Origin of the sequence: Metapseudomonas resinovorans DSM 21078 (assembly GCF_000423545.1) — a bacterium.
Taxonomy (GTDB): Bacteria; Pseudomonadota; Gammaproteobacteria; order Pseudomonadales; family Pseudomonadaceae; genus Metapseudomonas; species Metapseudomonas resinovorans.
This window is the reverse complement of record NZ_AUIE01000016.1, coordinates 48,595-72,455: the sequence shown is the minus strand read 5'-3', so window position 1 is coordinate 72,455 and position 23,861 is coordinate 48,595. Positions and strand designations below refer to the sequence as shown.

At 62.4% G+C, this 23,861-nt stretch carries 23 protein-coding genes; 4 read left to right on the top strand and 19 right to left on the bottom strand.

All coding sequences use genetic code 11. From position 1 onward, the window contains the following. Window positions 1-42 precede the first annotated feature (42 nt). From G559_RS0114615 to G559_RS0114585, 7 genes are all read right to left on the bottom strand, one after another. Window positions 43-1,317 (bottom strand): cytochrome P450, encoded by a 1,275-nt coding sequence (locus G559_RS0114615; protein ID WP_028628939.1) that lies wholly within the window; start codon window positions 1,315-1,317, stop codon window positions 43-45. A gap of 162 nt (window positions 1,318-1,479) precedes the next feature. Further along, window positions 1,480-1,989 carry a carboxymuconolactone decarboxylase family protein gene (locus G559_RS0114610; RefSeq protein WP_245586507.1) on the bottom strand — a complete coding sequence of 170 codons (510 nt, stop codon included), beginning with the start codon at window positions 1,987-1,989 and terminating at the stop codon, window positions 1,480-1,482. Beyond that, window positions 1,986-3,161, bottom strand: a complete 1,176-nt coding sequence (locus G559_RS0114605; protein WP_028628937.1) for a thiolase family protein — start codon at window positions 3,159-3,161, stop codon at window positions 1,986-1,988. Before G559_RS0114605 ends, G559_RS0114610 begins: the two co-directional genes overlap by 4 nt. Further along, the gene (locus tag G559_RS0114600) at window positions 3,158-4,063 is read right to left on the bottom strand and encodes a 3-hydroxyacyl-CoA dehydrogenase (RefSeq protein WP_028628936.1); all 906 of its coding nucleotides are present in this window, start codon (window positions 4,061-4,063) and stop codon (window positions 3,158-3,160) included. Before G559_RS0114600 ends, G559_RS0114605 begins: the two co-directional genes overlap by 4 nt. Before the next feature lie 14 nt (window positions 4,064-4,077). Further along, window positions 4,078-4,932 (bottom strand): fumarylacetoacetate hydrolase family protein, encoded by an 855-nt coding sequence (locus tag G559_RS0114595; RefSeq protein WP_028628935.1) that lies wholly within the window; start codon window positions 4,930-4,932, stop codon window positions 4,078-4,080. Continuing rightward, window positions 4,932-6,008, bottom strand: coding sequence for an amidohydrolase family protein (locus G559_RS0114590; RefSeq protein ID WP_028628934.1), 1,077 nt, complete (start codon window positions 6,006-6,008; stop codon window positions 4,932-4,934). Before G559_RS0114590 ends, G559_RS0114595 begins: the two co-directional genes overlap by 1 nt. Window positions 6,009-6,341: 333 nt before the next feature. Continuing rightward, the gene (locus G559_RS0114585; RefSeq protein WP_028628933.1) at window positions 6,342-7,076 is read right to left on the bottom strand and encodes a TetR/AcrR family transcriptional regulator; all 735 of its coding nucleotides are present in this window, start codon (window positions 7,074-7,076) and stop codon (window positions 6,342-6,344) included. A gap of 180 nt (window positions 7,077-7,256) precedes the next feature. Here G559_RS0114585 and G559_RS0114580 point away from each other — a divergent pair, with 180 nt between their 5' ends. Beyond that, a complete protein-coding gene (locus G559_RS0114580) occupies window positions 7,257-8,888 on the top strand; it encodes an ATP-dependent acyl-CoA ligase (protein WP_028628932.1) in 1,632 nt (543 codons plus the stop codon). An 82-nt stretch (window positions 8,889-8,970) separates the two neighbouring features. Here G559_RS0114580 and G559_RS0114575 read toward each other — a convergent pair whose 3' ends face one another. Beyond that, window positions 8,971-9,771, bottom strand: a complete 801-nt coding sequence (locus G559_RS0114575) for an SDR family NAD(P)-dependent oxidoreductase (protein ID WP_028628931.1) — start codon at window positions 9,769-9,771, stop codon at window positions 8,971-8,973. Window positions 9,772-9,876: 105 nt separating this feature from the next. On the opposite strand from G559_RS0114575, the gene G559_RS0114570 reads away from it, so the two are divergent. Continuing rightward, window positions 9,877-10,635 (top strand): DUF2889 domain-containing protein, encoded by a 759-nt coding sequence (locus tag G559_RS0114570; protein WP_028628930.1) that lies wholly within the window; start codon window positions 9,877-9,879, stop codon window positions 10,633-10,635. A 20-nt stretch (window positions 10,636-10,655) separates the two neighbouring features. Here the strand turns inward: G559_RS0114570 and G559_RS0114565 are convergent, their stop codons facing one another. From G559_RS0114565 to G559_RS0114550, 4 genes are all read right to left on the bottom strand, one after another. Further along, entirely contained in the window at window positions 10,656-11,231 is a 576-nt protein-coding gene (locus tag G559_RS0114565; protein ID WP_028628929.1) for an aromatic-ring-hydroxylating dioxygenase subunit beta, read from the bottom strand. 39 nt (window positions 11,232-11,270) lie between these two features. Next, window positions 11,271-12,671: a Rieske 2Fe-2S domain-containing protein gene (locus tag G559_RS0114560; protein WP_028628928.1), complete on the bottom strand. Its 1,401-nt coding sequence runs from the start codon at window positions 12,669-12,671 to the stop codon at window positions 11,271-11,273. A gap of 175 nt (window positions 12,672-12,846) precedes the next feature. Continuing rightward, window positions 12,847-13,848, bottom strand: coding sequence for a fumarylacetoacetate hydrolase family protein (locus G559_RS0114555; RefSeq protein WP_028628927.1), 1,002 nt, complete (start codon window positions 13,846-13,848; stop codon window positions 12,847-12,849). A 43-nt stretch (window positions 13,849-13,891) separates the two neighbouring features. After that, the gene (locus G559_RS0114550; RefSeq protein WP_028628926.1) at window positions 13,892-14,593 is read right to left on the bottom strand and encodes an SDR family NAD(P)-dependent oxidoreductase; all 702 of its coding nucleotides are present in this window, start codon (window positions 14,591-14,593) and stop codon (window positions 13,892-13,894) included. A 141-nt stretch (window positions 14,594-14,734) separates the two neighbouring features. Here G559_RS0114550 and G559_RS0114545 point away from each other — a divergent pair, with 141 nt between their 5' ends. Next, window positions 14,735-15,133 (top strand): Zn-ribbon domain-containing OB-fold protein, encoded by a 399-nt coding sequence (locus tag G559_RS0114545; protein ID WP_028628925.1) that lies wholly within the window; start codon window positions 14,735-14,737, stop codon window positions 15,131-15,133. After that, a complete protein-coding gene (locus tag G559_RS0114540) occupies window positions 15,133-16,323 on the top strand; it encodes a thiolase family protein (RefSeq protein ID WP_028628924.1) in 1,191 nt (396 codons plus the stop codon). The genes G559_RS0114545 and G559_RS0114540 overlap by 1 nt, the downstream gene beginning before the upstream one ends. 17 nt (window positions 16,324-16,340) lie before the next feature. Here G559_RS0114540 and G559_RS0114535 read toward each other — a convergent pair whose 3' ends face one another. The 7 genes from G559_RS0114535 to G559_RS0114505 all read right to left on the bottom strand — a co-directional run bounded on the left by G559_RS0114535 (window position 16,341) and on the right by G559_RS0114505 (window position 23,703). Beyond that, complete coding sequence (locus G559_RS0114535) at window positions 16,341-17,135, bottom strand: IclR family transcriptional regulator (protein WP_028628923.1); 795 nt, start codon at window positions 17,133-17,135, stop codon at window positions 16,341-16,343. A gap of 85 nt (window positions 17,136-17,220) precedes the next feature. After that, on the bottom strand, window positions 17,221-18,855 hold the full coding sequence (locus G559_RS0114530) for an MFS transporter (RefSeq protein ID WP_028628922.1): 1,635 nt from the start codon (window positions 18,853-18,855) through the stop codon (window positions 17,221-17,223). Next, the gene (locus tag G559_RS0114525) at window positions 18,852-19,736 is read right to left on the bottom strand and encodes a fumarylacetoacetate hydrolase family protein (protein ID WP_028628921.1); all 885 of its coding nucleotides are present in this window, start codon (window positions 19,734-19,736) and stop codon (window positions 18,852-18,854) included. Before G559_RS0114525 ends, G559_RS0114530 begins: the two co-directional genes overlap by 4 nt. Before the next feature lie 2 nt (window positions 19,737-19,738). Further along, a complete protein-coding gene (locus G559_RS0114520) occupies window positions 19,739-20,683 on the bottom strand; it encodes a VOC family protein (protein ID WP_028628920.1) in 945 nt (314 codons plus the stop codon). A 47-nt stretch (window positions 20,684-20,730) separates the two neighbouring features. Further along, a complete protein-coding gene (locus tag G559_RS0114515; RefSeq protein ID WP_036997432.1) occupies window positions 20,731-21,492 on the bottom strand; it encodes an SDR family NAD(P)-dependent oxidoreductase in 762 nt (253 codons plus the stop codon). A gap of 53 nt (window positions 21,493-21,545) precedes the next feature. Continuing rightward, complete coding sequence (locus G559_RS0114510; protein WP_028628918.1) at window positions 21,546-21,776, bottom strand: ferredoxin; 231 nt, start codon at window positions 21,774-21,776, stop codon at window positions 21,546-21,548. 274 nt (window positions 21,777-22,050) lie between these two features. Further along, entirely contained in the window at window positions 22,051-23,703 is a 1,653-nt protein-coding gene (locus G559_RS0114505; RefSeq protein ID WP_028628917.1) for a methyl-accepting chemotaxis protein, read from the bottom strand. Between the last annotated feature and the right edge of the window lie 158 nt (window positions 23,704-23,861).

Here is a 23,861-nt window from a genome sequence, read left to right as displayed (position 1 = left end):
CGGGACACGTATTGCCGCCCCTGCCGCGCCCGGCAATGCCACTCAGTCCCAGATCACGTGTACGTGATGAGGACCGCGCAACTGCGCCCCGATGATCTCCGGAGCCGGCTTGTCCGGATCGAGGCGGATGTTCGGCATCAGGTCGAGGATGGCGTTGAGCGCACAGTTGATCTCCGTCTTGGCGACGAACTGGCCAATACACATATGCGGGCCGAAGCCGAAGCCAAATGACGGTTTAGCGCGGCGGTCGATGTTGAACGTATCGGCATTCTCGAATGCGTCCTCGTCGCGGTTGGCCGAGGTGACGATGCACGAGACCATGGCTCCCTGGGGAATAGCCACACCACGGATCTCCACGTCCTTGGCCGCCTGGCGCACCTTGAAGGTGGCCACCGGCTCGTAGCGCACGGCTTCGTCGATGGCCTTGGGTACCAGGCTGCGGTCCTCGCGGATGCGCGCCAACAACTCCGGTCTCTCCAGCAGCAATGTCATCAGCGTGCCGAATGTACGCGTGGTCGTTTCGCTGGCCGCGGGCAGCAGCGAGCGGACGAAGGTGGTGATTTCGTGATCGTCCAGCGAACGGCCTTCGTACTCGGCACGGATCAGCCGGCTGATCAGGTCGTCGCCTGTGGCGCCCTGGGAGCGGCGCTGCGCCACCACCACCTTGACCACGTCGTAGAGTGCCTGCGCGGCCTCCATCGCCGCACCGCGCGCGGCCACGGCTTTCTCGGGGTCGACCTGCGGGCCAGCCAGAATGGCCAGGGCCCAGGCGGCGTACTGTTCGATTTCCTCGGGGCGGTCCTCGGGGAAGCCGATTAGCGAGTAGATCACGCGAATGGGGAAGTACAGGGCGAACTCCATGATGTCCGCACCCTTGCTGGCCACCATGGGCTGCAAGTATTCCTCGCGGATGACCCGGTCTATCTTGGTTTCCTTCCAGCGATTGACCGTCTCAGGCATGAACACCGGCTGCAGCAGGCTGCGGATGTTCTTGTGCGCCTCACCGTCCATCGCCGTGAGGATCAGGCCATCGAAGAACGAACCAAGCCCCTCGGCGATGAAACCGCTGGTGAAGTTGGTCGCATCACGCATCACCGCCATGACGTCGTCGTACTTGAACAGGGTGAAAGCGGGGCGGTCAGGATCTAGCCCGGCAATCGACGGTACGCCCAGGCGCGCCATGAAGTTCTCCGGGAGAACGGGGGATTTCTCGCGCATTTCGCGATACACCGCGTGCAGATCGATGTCGGCGCCACGGTAATTGCTCGCGACATTGGCGAAGACCTGCTCCAAATTGCTTTGGGACGAGGCGGACATGGACGTCTCCTTTCTTATTGTGCACTATCGGAATGCATGGCCTCACGAGGCCATGCCTTACCCGGCATCTTAGGCATTCACTGTCTATATTTGAACGATTTTTTACATTATGACTAACTATCCAAGAGACCCCACGAGACCAAGTGGCGACAAGCAACTAGCTCAATAGGCCTGCTGGACATAAGTCATACGACCACCAGCCAGCATCAGGGCGCAGAACATGTTAATTTCTGCCACCTGCGCCGGGCTGAAGAACTCCTCCATCCGCGCATAGTGCCCGTCGTCGATGGCCATGTAGTCGCCGGCGAACAGTTCGGCAAAACGCAGGGCCGCCCGCTCGGCGGGCGTGAAGCGCTCGCTGTCCGTCGCCAGGCAGGCGATGTCCTCTTCGCTGACCGCGTCGGATTTGCGCGCCAGCTGGCAGGCGTGGCAGGTGGTGATGCTGGCGATCTTCAGTCGCAGCAGTTCGCGCAGCCGCTCGTCGAGCAGACTGTCCCGGTAGAAGCCGGTCATCAACTCCAGCCAGGCCTGCGCCAGGGCTGGGCGGTGTGCCCAGACCTGGACCGGCCTGCTGGAACTGAGCATGCGATTTGCCCGCCCCTGGGCGATGGCATCGCGCAGCGCGGCCGGCATCTCGTCCAGCGGTACCATGGGAATCCGCGACGTGCTCAATCGAGGCGCTCGATGACGGTCGCGGTGCCCATGCCGCCGGCGCAGCAGATCGCCTGCAAGCCATAGCGGGCGCCACGCCGCTCCAGTTCGTTGAGCAGCGTGGTCATTAGCCGCGCACCACTGGCGCCGAGCGGATGGCCCAGGGCGATGGCACCGCCATTGACGTTGAGCCGTTCGTGCGACACACCGGTTTCGCGCATCCAGGCCAGCGGCACCGAGGCGAAGGCCTCGTTGACTTCGAACAGGTCGATGTCGTCGATGCGCAGGCCGGCCTTTTCCAGCACCTTATAGGTGGCGGCGATCGGTCCGGTGAGCATCAGCGTAGGGTCGGCGCCCACGGTGGTGAAGGCGCGGATTCGCGCACGCGGCCTGAGCCCAAGTCGCTGCGCCATTTCAGCTGACATCAGCAGCAACGCCGCCGCGCCGTCGGAAATCTGCGAGGAGTTGCCGGCAGTGATGCGCCCGCCCTCCGGGCGGAAGCTGGTTTTCAGGGTCGACAGCTTCTCCCGAGAGGTGTCGCGGCGAATAGTTTCATCGGCACGCAACGCCGCCGCGGGCTCGCTAAGGCCCCGCTCACGCAGGGCCTCGACCGGCACCTCGACGATCTCGTTGGCGAAACGCCCGGCATCCGCCGCGGCCGCCGCACGGCTGTGACTGGCGAAGGCATAGTCGTCGAGCTCGTCACGGCTGAGCGACCACTTGTCGGCTATGCGTTCGGCAGCCTCGCCCTGGCTGGTCAGTTCGTAGCGCTCGGCCGCCATCCAACCGAAAGCCTCGCCATGGATCTCACGGTTGCTGCCCATGGGCACCCGGCTCATGTTCTCCGCCCCGCCGGCGACCACAATGTCAGCGGCGTCGGTGGCGATGGCGCCGGCGGCAAGATGCACCGCCACCTCGCCAGAACCGCATTTGCGGTCAACGGTCAGGCCGGGAATGGTCACTGGCCAGCCGGCGCCGAGCAGCGCGGTGCGGGCGATGTTGGCCGACTGCTCGCCGATCTGGGTGACACAGCCGAAGATCACGTCATCGACTTGCGCGGGCGACAGATCGACACGCTCCAGCAACTTGCCGATCACCAGCGCACCCAGATGGTCGGCACGCACACCGGCCAGGCCGCCCCGGAAACGGCCGATCGGCGTACGCACCGCATCAACGATCACGATGCCTTTCATAGTGCACTCGCCTTGAGCCCGGAACCCGGCACCCGCTTGCCCTCTTCATAGCGATAGACGCCATGTCCGGTCTTGCGCCCCAAGCGGCCGGCGGCAACCATCTTGATGATCAGCGGGCAGGGACGGAATTTCTCACCCAGGGTTTGGTGCAGGTAGCGCAGTACCGACAAGCGGGTATCCCAGCCGGTCAGGTCACCCAGTTCCAGGGCCCCCATGGGGTGGTTGAAACCCAGGCGCAGAGCTGTGTCGATGTCCTCGGCACTGGCCGTGCCTTCTTGCAGCATGTACATGGCCTCGTTGCCGAGCAGCGCGGACATGCGGCTGGTGGTCAAGCCGGGGGATTCGTTGACCACGATCGAAGTCTTGCCCATGGCGTCGCACAGAGCGCGTGTGCGCACCAAGGCCTCGTCGCTGGTCGCCAGGCCGCGCACCAGCTCCACCAGCTTCATCTTGTGTACCGGATTGAAGAAGTGCATGCCGATGACCCGTTCGGGTGCGGTCAGCGAAGCGGCGATCTCGGTTACGCTCAGCGCCGAAGTGTTGGTGGCGATGATCGCGCCGGGCGCCAGCAGGGGCTCGGCCTGGGCAACCACCGCCTTCTTCACTTCCAGCTTCTCGGAGACCGTTTCCACCAACCAGTCAGCGCCCCGTGCCGCCTCGCTCAGGTCGCCACTGGTTGCCAGGCGCGCCAGGGAGGCCTGCGCCGATTCGGCTGAAACCTTGCCGAGGCTCACACCGTCGCTAAGGATCTTGCCGATATTGTCCCTGGCACGGGCCAGCGACTCCGGATTGGTGTCCACCAGCACGGTGGGATAGCCGGAACTGGCGAAGCCATGCGCAATGCCGGTCCCCATCAGGCCGGCACCTACCACTACGATTTTTTCTTCTTTATCAATGCTCATGTTTCGCTCTCGATTTAGACGCGGGACTTCTCACTCACCACGTTGCGCAATGTGCCTATGCCTTCGATGGTCGCCTCGACTACATCCCCCGGATTGAGGAACAATCCCGTTCCCATTCCGACGCCGGCCGGCGAACCGGTGAACAACACGTCGCCACAGGCAAAGCTGGAGCGTTGCTGGACGAAACGGATCAACTGGCCGACATCCCAGGTCATTTCGGCAGTCGAGCCGTCCTGGCGGGTCTCGCCATTCACCTTGAGGATCAGGCGCAGCTTGGGCGAGCCGACCTGGAACTCGTCCTTGGTGACGATCCAGGGACCCAGGCCGGTGGTGCGGTCCTGACTCTTTGCTGCAAACAGGTCCATGCCGATACCTGCCGGCCCGCTGCGCTGCAGGTCGCGCGCACTGACGTCGTTGCCGACTGTGTAGCCCAACACGCAGGCCAGGGGGTCTTCCAGATCTACTTCGGCATTGCCGATCACCGCCACCAGCTCGACCTCATGGTCGAGCTCTTTCGTCAAAGGTGGATAGCGAATGGGATCATGGGCACCGATCAGAGCCCCGTAAGCCTTCAAGAAGGCTACCGGCTGGGCCGGACTGGAAAGGCCGAAGTCCTCGGCCAGATGCTTGGCGTAGTTGGCCCCCGCCACCACCACCCGGTTAACCGGTTCGATCGGCGGTAGCAAGCGCACCTTGGATAACGGCAACGCCGCCCCGGAAAGACGCAGCGCGCTGATTCCAGCCCCTTTGGCAACAGCGGGTGCCCAAGAAGAAAACTCACCGGAGATGGCGTGTACTTCGTCCCGCTCAGGATCGACCAGCGCCCAGAAAGGACCGGTCTCAAAATAGGAGCAACGTGCCAGTTTCATCAGACGCCTACCTTGCCCAATTTTGTCGGATCGATATGCAGCAGCTCACAGGCATTCTTCCAACGGATTTTCTGCAGATCCTCGTCCGACAGGCGCAGCCCTTCGGTCAGGTCATGGCGCACAGCATCGCTGCCACCGAAATTGGAACCGTAGAGAATCCGGTCTGCACCGATAATGTCGACCAGGGCCTGGCGCATGGGTACCTCATGCAGCTCCACGTCGAAGTAGAAGTTGGACAGATAGTCCAGGAAAGGCTTCTTGTTGTGATAGACGTCGAGATTCGGATTGGTCTGCGCCAGACGCCCCAGTTGATAGGGAGCAAAGCCTCCGCCGTGGGTGATGTAGACCTTCAGGTTCGGGAAGCGATCCAGCACGCCACCATTGATCAGGTACCAGAGGCACTTGGTTTCGTCGTAGTTCATTCCGACGATGGCGGTGGTTTCGAAACGGTCAGTGTTGGCTCGGCTGCCCCAGGTCACAGACTGGTTGTAGCCATGCACGAAGATCGGTAGATCGAGATCGCACAACGCCTCCCAGACCGGATACAACTCGGGTGAATCAAACTCCATGCCGCCGAAGTTGGAACCGCCAGCCACAAGCCCCTTGGCCCCCAGCTCGGTACAGGCGCGGCGGATCTCCTTGGCAGCCTCATGTGGTACGTTCAATGGCGCATGAGCCCAGAACATCAGGCGATTGGGCGCAGCCGAGCAGTAACCGGCCAGCACGTCGTTGACCTTGCGGGCGAAGGGCACAGCGAACTCGGCCTCAGCCCAGTACATGTAGCAATGGCTCGGCACTGACAGAACCTGGGCGGTCTGGCCGGCCGCGTCCATTGCGGCAAGGCGGTGGCTCGGGTCGCGCCACTTGGCCATGTACTCCGCGACATTCAGCGTTTCACCGCGGGCATGTGCCTCGCGCAGCGCCTTCTTACGCTCCGGTGCCCCCAGGGTCAGGATCCAATCGCCCACACGCAGCTTGATATCGCCATCGGGCTGAGACTCGAAAGCAGGCCCCCAATAGGGATGCTGGTCGTAGTAGTCGGGATGGGGCGCATGAGCGTGAAGATCGATAAGCATAGTCCGGTACCTCTAAGGTGACATTTTTTGTGGTTGTGTAACGTGGCTCTCGCAGCGCGGCCGTCCAGCCGGAAATGCACGCAAGAGATGCACATCGGCCTGCTTTCAAAGCAGAGAATAAATTTAAAATGATCATAAATCAAAAAACTGTTCATATTATTTTTTGATTTAGACGAAGAGGCCCGTGCCAGAGCCTCGCCGCAGACGTGCAAGGACCCCGGCGAGGCAACCAGCCGGATAGGAATTCAGGTGAAGAGAGGGGAGTGAGCGTGACGTGGAGATAAAAGAAGAGCGGCCGCCCTTATCCACAAGGCGGCCGGGAACACAGGGGGATCAGCGGCGGGAGCGGGAAGTGGAACCGATGGTCAGAGCAGCAACGAGTTTTCTCACACGGACCGGGAGGAGGCGCCGACCGCTGCCCTCCGGCACAAGAATCTCGCTCAGCACGTAGCGGATGACCATTTCGCAAACCAGCTCACGATCGAGCTTGACCCCGAGCCGGGCATCCCACTCGTCGAAGACGATGCCCAGCAGGTCCTGAAAGCGCACGATGGAGTCATGGAAAATACGCCGGAAGAAACCCAACGCATACTCAGGCGCCACGACCAGCAGACGTCGCGCGCGACTCTCCTCGAGATAGGTATCGAGGTAGGCGATCAGCGCATTCAGGCGTGCGTCGGGATCGGCTATATCCTCCAGGGCTTGGGACAGGGAGACATGGAAACTGTCTCGCTTGTGCCGGGAGAAGGTGTCCAGAAGGTCTTCCTGGGATGAAAAATAGCGGTAAAAGGTGCCCCGCGACACCCCCGCCACCTGGCAGACATCCAGGATCGAAATCCTATCCGCCCCCGAGCGCAGCACCACCTCTTCGGTGGCGGCGAGGATATTGCCAATGGTCTCCTCGGAGCGCCGATTGGGCTTTACCTTGGTTCCGGCTACCGATGACGCACGGCCATTTTTCTGAACAGCCTGTTTAACCTCCGCAGGCGGCTTCTCTGCGGCGGCAGGCTTCCTCCTGGCAGGAGCAGCAAGTGCTGTTTTGCTGGGTTTCGTAGCGTTCCTTGACATTGATAGGAATTCTCAGCTGATAAATTTTCGTCACATTAGCACAGGATATAGGCAGTATTACATGGATTTGTTCAAATCTTAGCTGGAGACAATCGACAAATTTGAATTTAGAATGGCATTCTCCCACCAAAATAAAATCTGCCATCCCACAGCGGGGAAGGCCTCCAAAGGAGATGAGCTATGAGTGGCATTGGTCATCCGGACACGTGGTCCGTAGGCGAGAGAGACACCGTCATCGCAGCACTCGATCGAGCGGTTGCAAGGCATCCAGACAGGGTCCTGCTGGATTTCAGTGGAAACCTATACACATATGCGGAAGTTGACTCTCTATCCACCCGCATGGCTCACGCCCTAGCCACCCTTGGTGTGCAACCGGGCGAGACCGTGCTGACCATGCTGGACAACAATATCGACGCGGTCGTCTGCTGGCTGGCCATCAACAAGCTCCGCGCGGTCAGCGTGCCGATCAACACCGCGCTCAAGGGCGAATTCCTGCGCCACCAGATCGCCGACACGAGGACCCACCTGGTCATCTGCGAAGCCGACTACCTGCCGCGCATCCTCCCGCTCGCTGAGCAGCTCAGCGAGGTCAGCCAAATCCTCTACCGTGGCGACCTGGCCGAACCCGCCGAATGCAAGATTCCGGTTGCCGCCCTGGGTGAGTTCCGTGGCGAGGACGACACGCCTTTCACCAGCAAGCCCCAGCCTTCCGACCTTGCCTGCCTGATCTACACCTCCGGCACCACCGGCCCGTCGAAAGGCTGCATGATCAGCTACAACTTCATGTGCAATCTGGCCCGCCTGCAGTTGCGTGCCGGCCCGGCCGACGAGAACGACGTGACCATCACACCGCTGCCGCTGTTCCACATGAACGCCCTGTGCGTCAGCATCATCGCCAGCATCCTGGTCGGCGCGCGTGCCGCCATTCTGCCGCGCTTCTCGGTCTCCAATTTCTGGCAGGAAGTCGAACGCTCCGGAGCGACCATCGCCTCCATCCTAGGCGGCATGGGCGGCCTGCTCGCCCAGGCGCCGGACAACGATGCGATGAGGCGCTGTTACGGCCAGATCCACACGGCGCGTGGCAACCCCTACACAGAGGAAACCAAGAAGATCTGGCGCGAGCGCTTCGGCACCAAGTTGGTCGGCGGTAATGGTTACGGTCTCACCGAAGCTTGCGTGGTCACCTCCCTGGCGGCCGGTGAATACTCGGCGCCCGGCTCATCCGGCAAGCGAATCCCGGACTTCGACGTGCGCATCGTCGACGACAACGACCAGGAACTGCCGGCCAACATACCCGGCGAGATCGTGGTTCGTCCGCTGCGCCCGGACATCATGTTCCAGGGCTACTGGAACCGCCCGGAGGACACCCTGAAGCTGATGCGCAACATGTGGTTCCACACCGGTGACATCGGCAAGTTCGACGACGACGGCTTCTTCTATTTCGTCGACCGCAAAAAGGACTACCTGCGGCGCCGTGGCGAGAACATCTCCAGCTTCGAAATGGAAGCAGCATTCGCCGTACACCCGGGCCTCGCCGAGGTTGCGGTGCATGCCGTGCCATCCGACAAGGGTGAGGATGACGTCAAGGTGACCGCCGTGCTGCACCAGGGGGCCCGATTGACACCGGAAGAGCTGTTCCACTGGGCGACCGATTCGGTGCCCTACTACGCCCTGCCGCGATACATCGAGTTCCGCCGCAGCCTGCCGAAGAATCCCCAGGGCCGCGTGCTGAAGTACCAGTTGCGCGACGAGGGCAAGACGGCCGATACCTGGGATCTGGAAGACACAGACATCAAAGTCTCAAAAAAATGACCCGCACGCCAGGCTGGCATCCCCAGCCTGGCACACCACCCCAAGGAACAAAGGCACGGCGGCGCCCGCACCGATCGCCTTGTCAATATTCGCGAACCGGAACGTCCGCCGGACGGGAGTTATAGCCGGGCAGGTGCAGCCCACCATCGACGTGGATTGTTTCGCCAGTGACGAAGCGCGACATTTGCGACGCCAGGAACACCACCACCGGTCCGATGTCATCCTCCGGCTCGCCGCAGCGCCCCAGCGGTCGCATGGCCGCGGAGCGCTCGGCGAAGCCCGGGTTCTCCGCAGCCAACTTGTGGAAGGTCGCGCCCATGGCAGTTGGCGCGATGGCGTTCACGCGAATGTTGAAACGCCCCCACTCCGAGGCGGCACTGCGGGTCAGGCCGACGACGCCCGACTTGGCCGCGTTGTAGTCGCCATGCAACCAGGCCCCGACCTCGGTGTCGATGGAATAGAAGTTGATGATTTTGCCACCTCCTCGCGCGCGCATATGCGGCAGGGCGGCCTTCATCGACCACCAGGCGGCCCACAGGGTGGAATCCAGGGTGCGGGCCAGCATCTCGTCGGTCTTATCCTCCAGCAACACGTTGGGTGTGGGAGCGAAGGCATTGTTGACCAGGATGTCCAGGCCGCCGAACCGCTCGACGGCCACCTGGATGGCCGCCTCGACATCCACCTTGCGGGTAACGTCGGTCTTGACGAACAGGGCCCGGGCTCCCAGTGCCTGCAACTCCTGCTCCACCGCCCTGCCGCTGATCTCGTCGAGCTCGGCGACCAGCACTGCGGCACCGGCCTTAGCAAAACTCAGCGCCACCCCTCGCCCGATTCCACCGCCTGCGCCGGTAATCAGCGCCACTTGCTCTTGCAACAGCTTCATAGCGAATTCCTTCTTGTTTTTTGGTGAACAATTTTACGTATAGTGTTCAAATATACTGCAATCCTTAGCGACAAGCACCTGCGAAAACAGCACAAGGAAACCACGATGAGCAGCATGTTCCGACGCCGGGTGGAAATAGCTTCGACGATACAGGACGCCACTAGAGAGGTGCGCGCGAGCCTGGAGGACGACTTCCACCACTTCCGCGTCTGGCTGCGCCACCGCGACGGCATCGTGAGCGAGATCGGGGGCGAGGCCGTACGCTACCCCTACTCCGCCTGCCCGCAGGCCACCGGACAACTGGAGCGGCTGATCGGCATGCCGCTCAGCCAGATCGCCCACTCAGTGACCCGGCAGACAGATGCCCAGCACCAATGCACGCATCTGCTCGACCTGGCCGGCCTGGCCATCGCCCACGCCGCTCGAGGGGCGACCCGGCGTCGGTACGACATTCAGGTTCCGGACCGCATCGACGAGCGCACCAACCCGGTCCTGCTACGCGACGGCGCCACCCTACTTAGCTGGGACGTGCATGGCTCGACCATCGAGAGTCCACCGCCCTACTGCGGGGTCAACCTGCGTGAAGGAATGGCTCGCTGGGCGCTCAACAATCTGTCCGAAGAGGAAGCGGAAGCCGCACTGCTGCTACGCCGCTGCATACAGATCTCGCTGGGCCGCATGAACAACCTGGATGCTCAGGTGCATGCCTCCAGCACTGGCCGCTGCTACAGCCAGCAACCAGCACGGGCCACACAAGCGCTGCGGATCAAGGGCTCCACCTGGGACTTCAGCGAAGCGGCGTCGGCGCTGTGCATGGATGACCAGAACTGGCTGTCCGGGAAAGAGGAGGCCCGCCCCTCCTGACGAGGGGCAGGCCAAGGCCATCAGAGGAACACGGCGAGGTTCGGCGTCCCCAGCACGGCCTGGTCGAGGATGACCTCGCGGCGCGCCAGCTTGAAACCATCTTCGGTCAGGCGCAGCACATCCCGGCGCTCACCGCTGATGATGTCAACATGGTGATCCTTGAAGCGGTTACGGGTCAGCAACAGGTAACTGGTCACCACGAACTCGTCACCTTTTTCCGTCTCTTCCACGAACACGTTGGTTACCAGCCGACGGGTACGGGAGGGCGGGTCTTCCGCCCAGGCGCTCTTGCCGGACAGACGCAGGATCCGTCCCATGATCGAGCGGTAGTCGTCGTGGTAATGCTGCACGCTGCGCACGATAGTAGTGGACAGCTCGGACTGCAGGCGGGTGTGCCGCAACGGCACGGTGTAGACCAGGTCGGTGGCCAGGCGCGCAGCCCATTCCTGCAGGCGAATCTGGTCCAGCAACGTCGCCTCCTCGTAAAGGAAGGTCACTACCTGGTTATAGATCTCGGAACCGACCGGGACACGCTTGATGCCAACCGGCGATCCAGGCTGAATCTGGTCGGCGCCACGTTCTTGTACTTGGGCCATGAGTAACTCCTGAAATTGTTGTTGTGCCTGGAGCGACGATCAGTCTTCCGCCGTCATCAGCTCGTGCCAGTACTGCCACCAATGCCACTGGGTGTCGTCCTTGGTGAAACCCTCGTTGACGATACCCGGCCCCGGCCAACCCTCGGGAGCGCCGGTCTCGTAACATGCCTGGTACTTCAAGGTCATCTGGCGGCCCATCGCTCCCTTGGCGGCCAGCGTCATATGCGGCCAGGTATCGGAGTCGTCCTGCTCGACCATGCCGGAGGTGCCGAACAGTTGGATGGTCTGCTTCAGCATCTTCTCGCGCAACTCGGCCGGCGCATCCTTCTCGGCGAAGATCCAGTTGACGAACTCGAGCTTGTCCGGCCCCTGGGGCACGTAGGCGTGCATGGTCATGGAGCCGACCACCGAACCATCGGACTGTGGAATATAAACAAAACCGAAAAGAATGTTCGGGAACATTCCACCCACTTGCGGCGGCATGCTGGTCAGCACCTTGAGCTGGTCCTCGCTCAGGTTGCGAGACAGCTGCTCGACCATGTCGCGGGTCATTCCAGCCGGCGGCAGCGCGTTCAGTTTCTCCTTCACGGACAGCTCCGCCGGATCGAGGCCGGTCAGACGCTTGATCTTGCGCGCGAGGTCGATGCAGCGCAGGGCGTGACCATGCGGCGAGCTGATCTCCACGCCGATCATCTCGGGACTGAGATCGGCCCCCTCGCCTTCCCCCTCGCCTTTCTTCGCGTAGTTGCCCACTTCGCCCAACCAACGGTGCAGTGTCAGGGTGTGGAAACCATCAGCAGCCGACTGCTCGCCGGCAGTTTTCCAGTTGGCGTTGACGATGAAGCGCTGTGGTGGACCGAGCACTTCCATCCCCTTGTCGGAGCGGCAGAACAGCATGTCGTAGTACCACTTGGCATCGCCGAGGAACTCCTCGAACGACGGGCCATCGACGTTCCAGGTAGCGAAGACCAGACCGCCGTAGAGCGTCACCCGGGCTTTTTTCAGGCCCAGTTCTTCTTTCGACAGCATCTTGCCGTGCATGCATTCGCGTTCGACCGGCGAGCCGATGAAGTCGCCGTTAGGACGGAAGGCCCAGCCGTGGTAGATGCACTTGTGGATCTGCGTGTTGCCACAGTCGGCCGTGCTGATACGCATACCGCGGTGCGGGCAGACGTTGAGGCTCACGTAGACTGCCCCGTCCTTGCCCCGGGCTACGATCACCGAATCGGAGCCCATGTCGCGGACCATGAAGTCTCCGGAATTGGGAATCTCGGACTCGTGTCCGAGGAAGACCCAGATCTTGCCGAAGATTTTTTCCATCTCCAACTCGTAGATCTCACGGTCCGACAACACACGCATCTGCACTTCACGGGTATCGGGGTAGATGAGATCGGAAACCTTGGTTCCGTCGGACAATACTGGGCTTGTTCTTGTTAGCATGATTGCCTCCTGTTCAGGGCGCTACGGCGAATTTAAGTCGGGACAGAATATAAGACACTTTTTATAAAAATGTACATAGAAATCACCACTCGAAAAGTGGGTGAATCTTCCCTCCCGCCCCGGGTATACCCGCAACCGCTGGTTTCCCACGCCCAGGACAGGTGATTCGGGAATATCAGGTAACAACTTGCACGGCGCTGCCGACACGCGTACGCAGCACTCCAATGCCATCCACCTCCAGTTCGACCAGGTCACCCGGCCGCAAATAGCGGAGCTGCTCCAGACCACAACCGTTGCCCACCGTGCCGGAACCGAGGAATTCGCCGGGATAGAGAGTTTCCGAACGCGAGATGTGGGTAATCACGTCCTCGAATGACCAACGCATGTCGCGGGTGTTGCCCCGCCCCCACTCCTCGCCATTGACCCGCGCGACCATGTTCAGGTCATAGGGATCGCCCAGTTCGTCGGCCGTCACCAGGCACGGCCCCATGATGTTCGCCGTGTCGAAGTCCTTGCTCTTGGCCGGGCCGAGCATGCCGGGCATCTCCGCCGCCTGAGCATCGCGCGCGCTCATGTCGTTGAAGATGGTGTAGCCGACGATGTGCGAACGGGCAGCATCGCGGCTTATGTCCTTGCCGCGTCTGCCGATGTAGCAGCCGAATTCCAGCTCGAAGTCCAGCGCTTTGCTGAAGCTAGGCCACTGGAACTCGTCGTCGATTCCGATGACCGCGAAGCGGTTGCACTTGTAGTAGATGGGCTGCCGGTTGAAGGTATCGATGACACGCTCGTCGGCGCGCGTATTCATCGCCTTGAGGGTCGCCTCCGGGTCCGGCGTGCGCAGCGCCCGGGCACGACGTGCGGCGGCGAAGCTCTGTCGCAGGTGCAGTTCGAAGCAGGAGCAGTCGCGCATTTGCGGCGGCGGCTGGATCGGTGCACGCAGCTTCACCAGGGCGCGCTCGCGCACCGCCAATGCGGGCGCCCGCTCCACCAGAGAGCGGGCCAGCGCCAGACCGTCCTCGCCCGCCTCGACTAGCGCCAGCACGCAGCTCAGCTCCGGACATTCGCGCCCCTGCACCACCCGATAGGCCGCCTGCAGGTCGAGAACGACCTGATCGTTCTCCAGAAGCGCCCCAGCACGCTCGAAGCCGCTGCCATCAGTAAAGGTCACCAGTCTCATCGTTCTTGTACTCCCGTCGAGTGCCAGCGGTTGAAAGTGGGCGTCATACCCGGCCACTCACGGGCAGGCAGGCGCCGGTGATGGGCGTGGCGTCGTCCGAAAGCAGGAAGGCGATCACCCGGGCCAGGGCCTCCGGCGTGACCCAACGGCTGGCATCGGCATCCGGCATATCGGCTCGGTTTGCCGGGGTATCAATAATGCTCGGCAGCACGGCGTTGACGGTGACGCCACGGTCCTTCAGTTCCTCAGCCAAGGCTTCGGTCAGGCGAGCCACGCCGGACTTCGAGGCGGCATAAGCGCCCATGCCCAGCCCTGCCTTCAGCGAGGCCAGCGCGCCGACGTTGACGATTCGCCCCGCCGGCGCTTCGAGCAAATGGCCCAGAACCGCTTGGCTGCTAACCAGCGCGGTGCGTAGGTTGATCTGGTACAGGCGGTCCCAGGTTTCCAGGCTGCCGCCCTCCAGGGTCTCCCAGGCGAAGCCGCCAGCCACGTTGACCAGCCCGTCGATCCGCCCGAAATGCCCGACCACCTTGGCCACGGCCGCCTGCGCCGACTCGGCGGAGGTCAGGTCGACACCTCCCAACGGAAGCAACCCTGGGGCCTCGCCTAGGCTGGCGGACGCTTCGGCGCGGTCGAGCAGGGCAATCTGCGCGCCGCGCTCCAGCAGCAGGCGGCCCAAGGCGCTACCCAGAGCGCCGGAACCGCCGGTGACTATGATTGTCTTGTCTTGCAAAGGCCGGGACATGGCAAATGGATCCTCTTGTTGTTTACCGCGAGCCTGATTGGGCGTGCTCGTATCGCCACCCAATATATGACACTTTTCAAAAATATGTACAATTGTTAAAGTCGTCAGCATCCCAAGCCAGCGCACCCGCAGGTTCCGCGAATGCCCAGAAAACTGCCCGCTCTTAACGCCGACAATCGTGCCTTCTGGCAGGGCGGCGAGCACGGCCAACTGCTGATCCACAAGTGCAACGGCTGCACGCGGTTCTTCCACCCGCCCAGCCCGATCTGTCCGCGCTGCGCGAGCCTCGATGTGGCGCCGTGCGCGGTCTCCGGAAAGGGCAAAGTGCTGAGCTATACCCTCAACTACCAGCAGTGGAGCAGCGACCTGGAAGTGCCCTACGTGGTCGCCATCATCGAGCTGGCCGAGCAGGAGGGCCTGCGCTTCGTCAGCAACGTCGTCGGCATGGATCCACAGCGGGTGTATATCGACATGCCGGTGCGGGTCAGCTTCCTGAACGTCGAGGACGTCTGGCTGCCCTTATTCGAGAAGGATCAATGATGATTGAGCAGCGCTACGAGAAAGATGTCGCCATCACCGGCATCGGCCAGTCCGAGGTGGCCCGGCCATCCAGCAAATCAGCCATGCGCCTGACCCTCGATGCCTGCTTGGAGGCCATCGCCGACGCCGGCCTGGAGCGCCACGACATCGATGGCGTGGCCTGCTGGCCGGGGGACAACAACAACGGCGACCCCTTCTCCCCGGTCGGCCCCAGCGCCCTGAAAAGCGCCCTAGGCCTGAACCTCAACTGGTTCGGCGCCGGTTACGAGGGTCCCGGCCCACTGGCCGGCATGATCAATGGCGCAATGGCCATCGCCGCCGGCCTGTGCCGGCACGTCCTGGTTTTCCGCACCATTACCGAGGCTTCGGCGCGCCTGCACAACAAGCAGGCCGGCGCCCTGAGCAACAAGACCCAGGGTCGCGACAGCAGCTACGCCTGGCAGTGGTTCACACCCTTCAATGTGCTGTCCGGGATCAACCTGATGGCGCTGTACGCGCAACGCCATTTCCACGAATACGGCACCCGACCCGAGCAGCTTGCGCAGATTGCGCTGACCTGCCGGCAGAACGCCATGCGCAATCCCAAGGCAATCTACCGCACCCCCATGTCGCTGGACGACTACATGCAGTCGCGGATGATTTCCACGCCGCTGCGCATGCTCGACTGCGACGTGCATTGCGACGCCTCCACCGCTATCGTCCTGTCGCGCCGCGATGCCGCGCGCGATGGCCGCCACGCACCGATCCGCATAGAGGCGATAGGCGCCGCGTTGAACCAGCCGTGGTCCTGGGATCAGATATCCCTGACCGGGATGGCGGCCTTCGACGTTGGCCGGATGATGTGGCAGCGGACCGACTACACCCCGGACGACGTCGACTCGGCACAACTCTACGACGGCTTCTCCATCCTCACCATGATCTGGCTCGAGGCGCTGGGCCTTTGCCCGGTAGGCGAGAGCGGCGCCTTTGTCGAAGGTGGCCAGCGCATCGCCTTGGACGGCAAACTGCCGATCAACACCAACGGCGGCCAGTTGTCCGGTGGCCGCACCCACGGCCTGGGCTACGTCCACGAGGCGTGCTTGCAGCTATGGGGACGCGCGCAAGGGCGTCAGACCACGGAGAATCGTGTATCCGTGGTTGCCGCTGGCGGTGGACCGCTGGGCGGCAGCCTACTGCTGGTCCGCGAGTGACCCATACACGGCCGGTGTCAGAACAAGACGTCGGCCAACTCGGAGCAGAACTCGGTGATCGCGCCAGCCAGCTCCCTGATGCCTTCGTCATCGCGCTGGCCACGAAACATCACAGCTGAAACGGTGTAGTCGATCGCCCCCTCAGGGGAATAGACAGGTGCAGCAACGGCCAGGATGCCGACCGAGAAATAACCATCGTCAATCGCCCAGCCCCGCTCGGCGGCCAGTCGTACCTCCTCGCGGTAGGTTTCTATGGGGAGTGGGCGCGCCCAGCGAATCCGCTCGTAGATGGCTTCGAACTCCGGGGTATCCAGGTCCAGCTGCGTCGAAAACAAGCGCCCGCTGGCCCCCATCAGCATGGGAAAACGCTGCCCCTCGGCCATGTCGATGCGGACATCGGTAGGACTGGCCGCCGAACTGACGATGACGATGCGGTCCGCTCCCATGCGCCGCCACAGAGTGATGGTCACCCTCATACGCGCCGCGAACTCCTGCAGCAGGGGTTTGACCAGCTGCACACGCTGCCCCTGGGTGACCAACTGCCCCACCAAGCGGGCCAATCCCAGCCCCGCCGAATAGCGCTTCGACATCGGATTGAAATCGACGACATCCTCCATCACCAGGGTGCGCAGGATGTTGAAACAGGTGCTGGGGTTGATCGACAGCAGCCGGGCGATGTCCACCGAACGCTCCGGCGCCCCGGCCTGGCTCAAGTGACGAAGGATGCGGATCGCATTGACGACCGGTTTTACAGTGACCGCCCCCATTGCCTTGCGGTCGCCGTCGGCTTCCACGGTCTCTGGAGTATCCATGCGCTTTTTCTCGGTTGGCTTGACGCTGCAATTCTATACCGAGAACACATAGGGCCTGCAAATTTAATATAGAGATTAATTGACCTCAGATCTGCTCTATCGGTGCCTGGTAGATGTAACGCTTGACCTCCCGCCGCGCATCTCGGAATCGCATCAGGGCCAACTCCTGAATTTCGTCATTCTGAGTCAGCCGCCCGCACTGACGCAGGTAGTCCAGCCACGACTCGACAATAAAGCGCTCAACATAGTGGTCGGTCTCGGCCAGGTCGCGATACAACCGCCAGTTCTGCGCACCGTTGCGCCGCCGCGCCAGGCCTACGGCGTAGACGGTACGTAGAAAAACCTCACACTCGGCAACCTCCACCCGGTAACTGACTTCGATGCAGACGGGCCCGTCGTCGTGGGCGACCTCTCCGGCCAGCACCAGCTTGTCGGTCTGCTGCGCGTCGGCGAAATCCGCCTCCCGGCCCATGGCGATCTCACCGCGGCGCGTTAAGAACAACCCGAGCAGGATACTCGACGCCGACAGCAGCAGGCTGTTGCCCAGTCCCAGGTACTGCGCCAGAACGCCCCACAGCGCGCCACCCAGGGCCATCGAGCCCATCAGCACCAACAGGTATACCGAGGCGACGCGAGCGCGCACCCAGTTCGCGGCGTAGGTCTGCACCACCGTGGAGATGGTTGCGTTCACCGCCATCCAGCCCATGCCGGCCAGCATCAGCATGACGCAGACCACCGCCTGGCTGTGCGATAGCGCCGCCGCCAGGGTTGCCGCGGCGAAGGCAATGGCGCCGACGACAATCAGCCGGCGCAGAGGGAAACGGCTATAGACGCTGGTTAGGCCGAGCGCGGCCAGTACCGCGCCAGCCCCCAAGAAGGCCATCAGCAAGCCGTAGCCACCAGCGTCCATGCCGAGCTCTTCCTTGGCCACCAGCGGCAACAGCGCCCACAGCGCACTGGCGCAACTGGTGAAGACGAATACCTGCTTGAGCGCGCTGGACAGCACAGCAGAATGGCGGATGTAGCGCAGGCCGCTGCGCATGCCGCCAGCCAGGGTTTCCGGTGGAAGAGCGTCGGCGCGGGCACGGGCCGGCAGGCGGAAGATGAAGACCAGTACCGCAGCCATGCACAGGGCGATAGCCAGGAACACCGCGGCGCTGCTCCACCATACGATCAACGCCCCGGCCAGAGCCGGCCCCAAGGCACGAGTGGCGTTGATCGAAATGCCGCTGAGGGATATCGCCGCCGGCACTTGCTCACGCGGCAGGACACCGACCACCGTCACCATCCAGGCCGCCATCCCCAAGGCGCTACCGGTGCCCAGGACGAAGGTGCACAGCAGCAGTGACCAGGCTTCCAGTCCTCCACCCCAGTCCAGCAGGCACAGCACTGTGGCCGCCCCCAGGATGATCGACTGAGTAAACAGCAGCAGGCGGCGAGGGTCCATTCGGTCGGCGAGCACCCCGCCCGGTAGACCGAACAGGAAGACTGGCAGGGTGATCGCCGTCTGTACCAGGGAGACCATCAGCGGCGACGCCGACAGCAGTGTCATGATCCAGGCGGCCCCGACCGTCTGCATCCAGATTGCCAGGTTGGCGACGGCGCAGGCGAGCCACAGGCCGACGAACAGCCCATGACGCAGCGGCGCCCAGAACACAGAGTGCTCCGAATCTGCCAGCGGCCCACCCGGGGCGGAGGAGGTCTGCCTGTCCATGCTCATTCGCCGTCGGGCCGTCCCAACCGCCCGACGCTGCGCGCAGCATTCAGAGCGCGCCGGTGACCGATCCAGTTGCGCAGCGTGCCGAGCCCCTCGATGCAAGCCTCAACCAAGTCCCCCGGTGCCAGGAAGCGGCCGTCCTCCAGACCCACGCCATGAGTCGAGCCGGTGAACACCAGATCCCCTGGACGCAGGCTGATGCGTGCATCGAGATAATCGAGAAGTTCGTCTACCGGGAAGATCATCTGCCGAGTGTTGTCCTGCTGACGCCTCTCACCGTTGACGCTCAGGCTCATCTCCAGCTCCGGCTGCCCGGCGCCACCAAGCTCGTCGAGTGTAACGATCCAGGGCCCGACCGGCGTGGTACGGTCCATGGCCTTCTGGGTCAGCAAATCGAGGCGGCCTATGCGCCGCCCCGCGTCCCGCGCACTGATATCATTGCCGACCGTGTAGCCGAGCAGGCAAGCGCTGGCGCGGGGCTCGTCACATAGCGGTCGGGCGACCACGGCGACCAGTTCGACCTCGTAGTCGAGCTGCCCGGTAAGGGGCGGATAGGCGATCTCATCGTGCGCACCGACCAAGGCAGAATCCGGCTTCAGGTAAGCGAGCGGATGGGCTGGCGGTGAACTGCCCAGGCGCTCCAGGTGGCTGCGATAGTTCAGCCCCACGCCGAAGGCCCGCCCGCCCGGCTGCAGGGGCGGCAGCAGACGGCAGTCCGATAGCGCAAGGGGCGCCTTGTCGAGACCAAGGTCGGCAGCCAGCCCCAGCCCCACGGCCGGCGCCCAGGCCTCGAACGGCGCGCGAATACGACGCAATCGACAGAGGTCGGAATCGAGCAACGCCCAGAACGCCTCGCCGCCCGACTCGACCCTCGCCAGGCGCATTCTCAGCGCTTCTTGCCTGCCAGATATTCGGCGTCCAGCACCTCCACGGGCGTGCGCACACTCGGCCCGAGGATCGGCCCAACGATCTCGTGCCCCCACAGACTCAGAGTCTCAGGGTTGAGCTCATAGGGGTCGCCCTGCCACGGCTCGATCTCGGCGATGGTCTCGAAGGCGAAGCCGGAGGGATTGAAGTGGTAGAAGGACAGGTGCGGATCCTGGCTGTGCTGGCCGAGGGTCATCATCATCGGCAGCTCACGCTTGCGCACGATGTCATAGGTCTCGCCGACGTCGCGCACGCTGCGCACAAACAGGCCGACGTGCTGAACCCCCATGCGCCCCGGCCCATGCCCATAAGCGATGTCGTGGCTGGTATGGTTGTTCAGCTTGGCCCGAAAGAAGCCGGTGCGCCCCTTGCCCGCTCCCGCGCCATACCAATGGAACCCCATCACATTGAGGAGGAAATGTTCCAGTTCTGGAGTGTACTCCGGAGTGATCACCACCACATGCCCGGCCCCGCGCTCGTCGGCCAGGAAGCCAGTATGCGGACGACCAGGGATGAACGAGCGCGGCGTCCATTTCTGCGCGTAGAACAGCTCGTACTGGTAGCCCACTGGGTCGCGGAAGCGCACCACCTCACGTACCCCACGCAACTCGCAGAAGGCAGCATCGCCACGAGTGAACTCGACGCCTGCGGCTTCGAGCCGCCTCAGGCCATCCTCGAACGCCATGCGTCCGAGCGCCTCCCAGCCGATGTAGGCCAGGCGGTCGACCTTGCCGGGATGGAAGGCGAAACGGTGGCGGCGGTCGTCGATGCGGAAATACAGCGATTGCGGATCACTCTCCGGCGACTTGCCGATGCCGAAGCCCATGACCTGCGGGCCATATTCGCGCCAGGCGTCGAGGTTCGCAGTCTCGAACCCCATATAACCGATGCCGATGATATCCATGACTTCACCTTATTGTTCGAATGCCGTAGGAGTGGCGGCCACAGAGGCTAGATGGCCAGCAGACCGCCATCGATGACGAAATCGGAGCCGGTAACAAAAGAAGCCTCGCTGGACGCCAGGAACAGCGCCAGAGCGACCACTTCCTCGGGCTCCCCCGGGCGATCCATCAGTACGCCGTCGAGCAGAGCGGCCCGCGCCACCGGGTTTTCCAGGAACTCCGCGGTGCCAGGAGTAGCGATGAAACCAGGGCTGAGACTGACAGCACGGATACCGAGTGGAGCCCCTTCCACCGCTAGTTGGCGGGTGAAAGAAACCACCGCCCCCTTGGCAGCGGCATGCGCAGAGATGCCGGCCACCTTGGAACCGCCCCAGGCCGCCGTGGACGAGACGTTGATGATCACTCCGCGTCGCTCGGCCAGATGATCCCAGGCGTACTTGGTCGTGTAGAAGAGCAAATCGACTTCGTTACGAATGGTGTAATGCCAGTCCTCGATGGAAAACTCGCTGACTTTGCCAAAACGTGCAGCCGAAGCATTGTTGTAGAGGATGTCGATAGCGCCATGTTCGGTCACTGCCGCTTCAACCCAGGCCCTGGCCTGCTCGTGGTCGCCGAGATCGACGGGCGCCTGGCCGTACAAACGCAGTCCTTCTGCGTGCAACAGGGCAGAGGTTTCCCGATGCGCGACGGCATTCACGTCGCAGCCCACCACAATCGCCCCTTCACGGGCGAAGCGCAATGCTGCTGCCCTGCCCTGCCCACCGCCGGTCCCGGTAATCAGAGCAACCTTACCGTCAAGACGCCCAGTCATTGCACCCTCCACTTCTTGTTCTTATTCATCCAGGCCTCACGATTACGACCCTGCTATTCACCCTCTGACTTGATCTCCTCGAGCCAGATTGCCTCGGCCGGACAAGCCTCAGCCCCCTCGCGCGCTTCCTCTTCGAGCTCCGGGGGAACGGCCTTGCTATCCACATAAACCAAGCCATCGGCATCCAGCTTGTAGACGCTTGGGCAGATCGCGGCACAAAGCCCATAGCCGCAGCAGCGACTGCGATCGACCACAACTTCGAATCGAGCCTTGTCAGAATTCATCTTATTCTCCTCATCTAGGCAGGCAGAAAAATAATGAACACTTTTTGCGCGTTTGTAAATAAACCACTATGCATAGCTCAAATAAAATCAACAAAATGCTCACAAATCATATATTTAGACAACAAAATGACGCCCTTCACCCAATGCTACCGCTCGCACGAAAGGACAAACCTAGCTAGAAAAGCAAAAGGATATGGGCATTAGTTAATTTTTTGTATAAGTATTTCGAGACATGAGCAATGAGACCGACTGGATCTACGCTGAGGGGGGCAGATCAACCCCGGAAACGAAAGCGGCTCACCGCCAGATTCAATTCCTCGGATAACTCACGTAAAGAAATCACTGCGCTAGAGACCCGGTGAGCGATCGCATCCCCCTCCCCCGCCATTCGTGCAATACGCTCGATGTTTGAGGCGATATCTCGTCCACCTTCGCTCTGCACCCGCACCGCATCAGCGATCTGGTCCACTCCACGGGTTGAGTCTCCCACCAACTCTGCCGCCTGCTGCAGAGTACTCTCCAACTCGACCAGCAACCTGCCACTGTCTTCCAGCGCCACGGTTCCAGCTTGCAAGGCTTCGTCCACGATCTCTGATTGCCCCTCCAACTTTGCAGTCAACTCGTTGATGGAGTTGGCGGCCAGCGCCGAGCGCTGAGCCAGGTCGCGCACTTCGTCGGCAACCACGCTGAAGCCCCGCCCGCTCTCGCCAGCCCTCGCCGCCTCAATCGCGGCATTGAGTGCCAGCAGGTTAGTCTGCGCGGAGAGGTCCTTGACCTGAGTGATACTGGCTGTGATCGCCGTGGTGCTTTCGACGAAGTCGCCCACCGAGCCACGTATGGCAGAGAACGCGTAGCGCACACTGTCGATCTTTTCGAGCAGGCGCGACAGGGCCAGGTGGCCGTCCTCCGCCCCATGCAGGCTGGCCTCAGCGGAACTACGCAGGCTCTCGGCATGGCTGGAAATCGCAGCGATGCCGTCACTCATCTGATCGATAGTCATCGACACCGCTCCCACAGCGCCGGCCTGCGCCGTGGAACTCTCGGCGACCCGTGCCGAGGCCCCCACCAACTCCTCAGCCGAGGCGCCGACGGAAGCCGCCACACTTGCGACCTGGCGCATGGCCTGCTGAAAGCTGTCGATCAGTTCGTTGAAGGCCTGCGCCGTGTGAGCGATCTCGTCGCGACCGATAACCCGCACGCGCCGGGTAAGGTCGCCGTCGCGCAACCTGATCGACGCCTGCTCGATCTCCCGGATGGAGCGAACGATCTGGCCGCGTAGCAACAGACTGACAAGCAGCGCCAAGGTGCTGGCAGCCAGCAGCACACCAATCAGCATCTTCGACACTTGCCGCTGCATGGTGCCAGCCTTGGCGAAAGCGCCGGAGGTCAGCTCCGCCTGCAGGCCCAGCAGGCGGTTGAACTGGCCTTGCAGGCCGTTGTATTCGGCGCGTACCCGACCGAGCAGCGAGGCCGCCTGCAACTGGTCGTCCAACGCAGTGCGCTTGAAATCGGAAAGCCCCTCGCCGACCACGCCAGCCTGCTCCTCCACCGCGCGGTAGAGAGCCTTCTCCTCCTTGCCCAGGCCTGTTTCGCGGGCCAACCTGTCCAACCCGGCACGCATGTCGTCGACACTGGCCTGCGTGTCTTCGAGGTAAGACTCCAGTTCCTCGGAGGAGGCCGATCCATTCGATTCGAGGATGCGCGCAACCGTGGCGTAGGCGCCGACCATCGCAGCCTGAGAGGCGGCGGAGGTTTCAAGTACCTGACGGTACTGCTGGAAACGCAACTGGTCGATCTCCTCGATCACCGCCTGCTGCCTGGCTAATCCCCGGTAGGCCATACCCGAGACGATCAGCAGCGCGAGCACGAACAGCCCTGGCAGCACAAGGAGCTTGGCGCCAATGGAGAGTCTTTTCAGGAATAGCATGATGCTCACCTTTCTTGTTGTTATGGGACATGACTAGACAGGCCACCCGCCTAGCCATATTATTTATACATTATTCAATTTTATGTTCAGATCAACAATCGACAAAATCCGCGCCTCTACCCACAGCTTGGCCCCACAAAACCAATAAAGGACGCCAG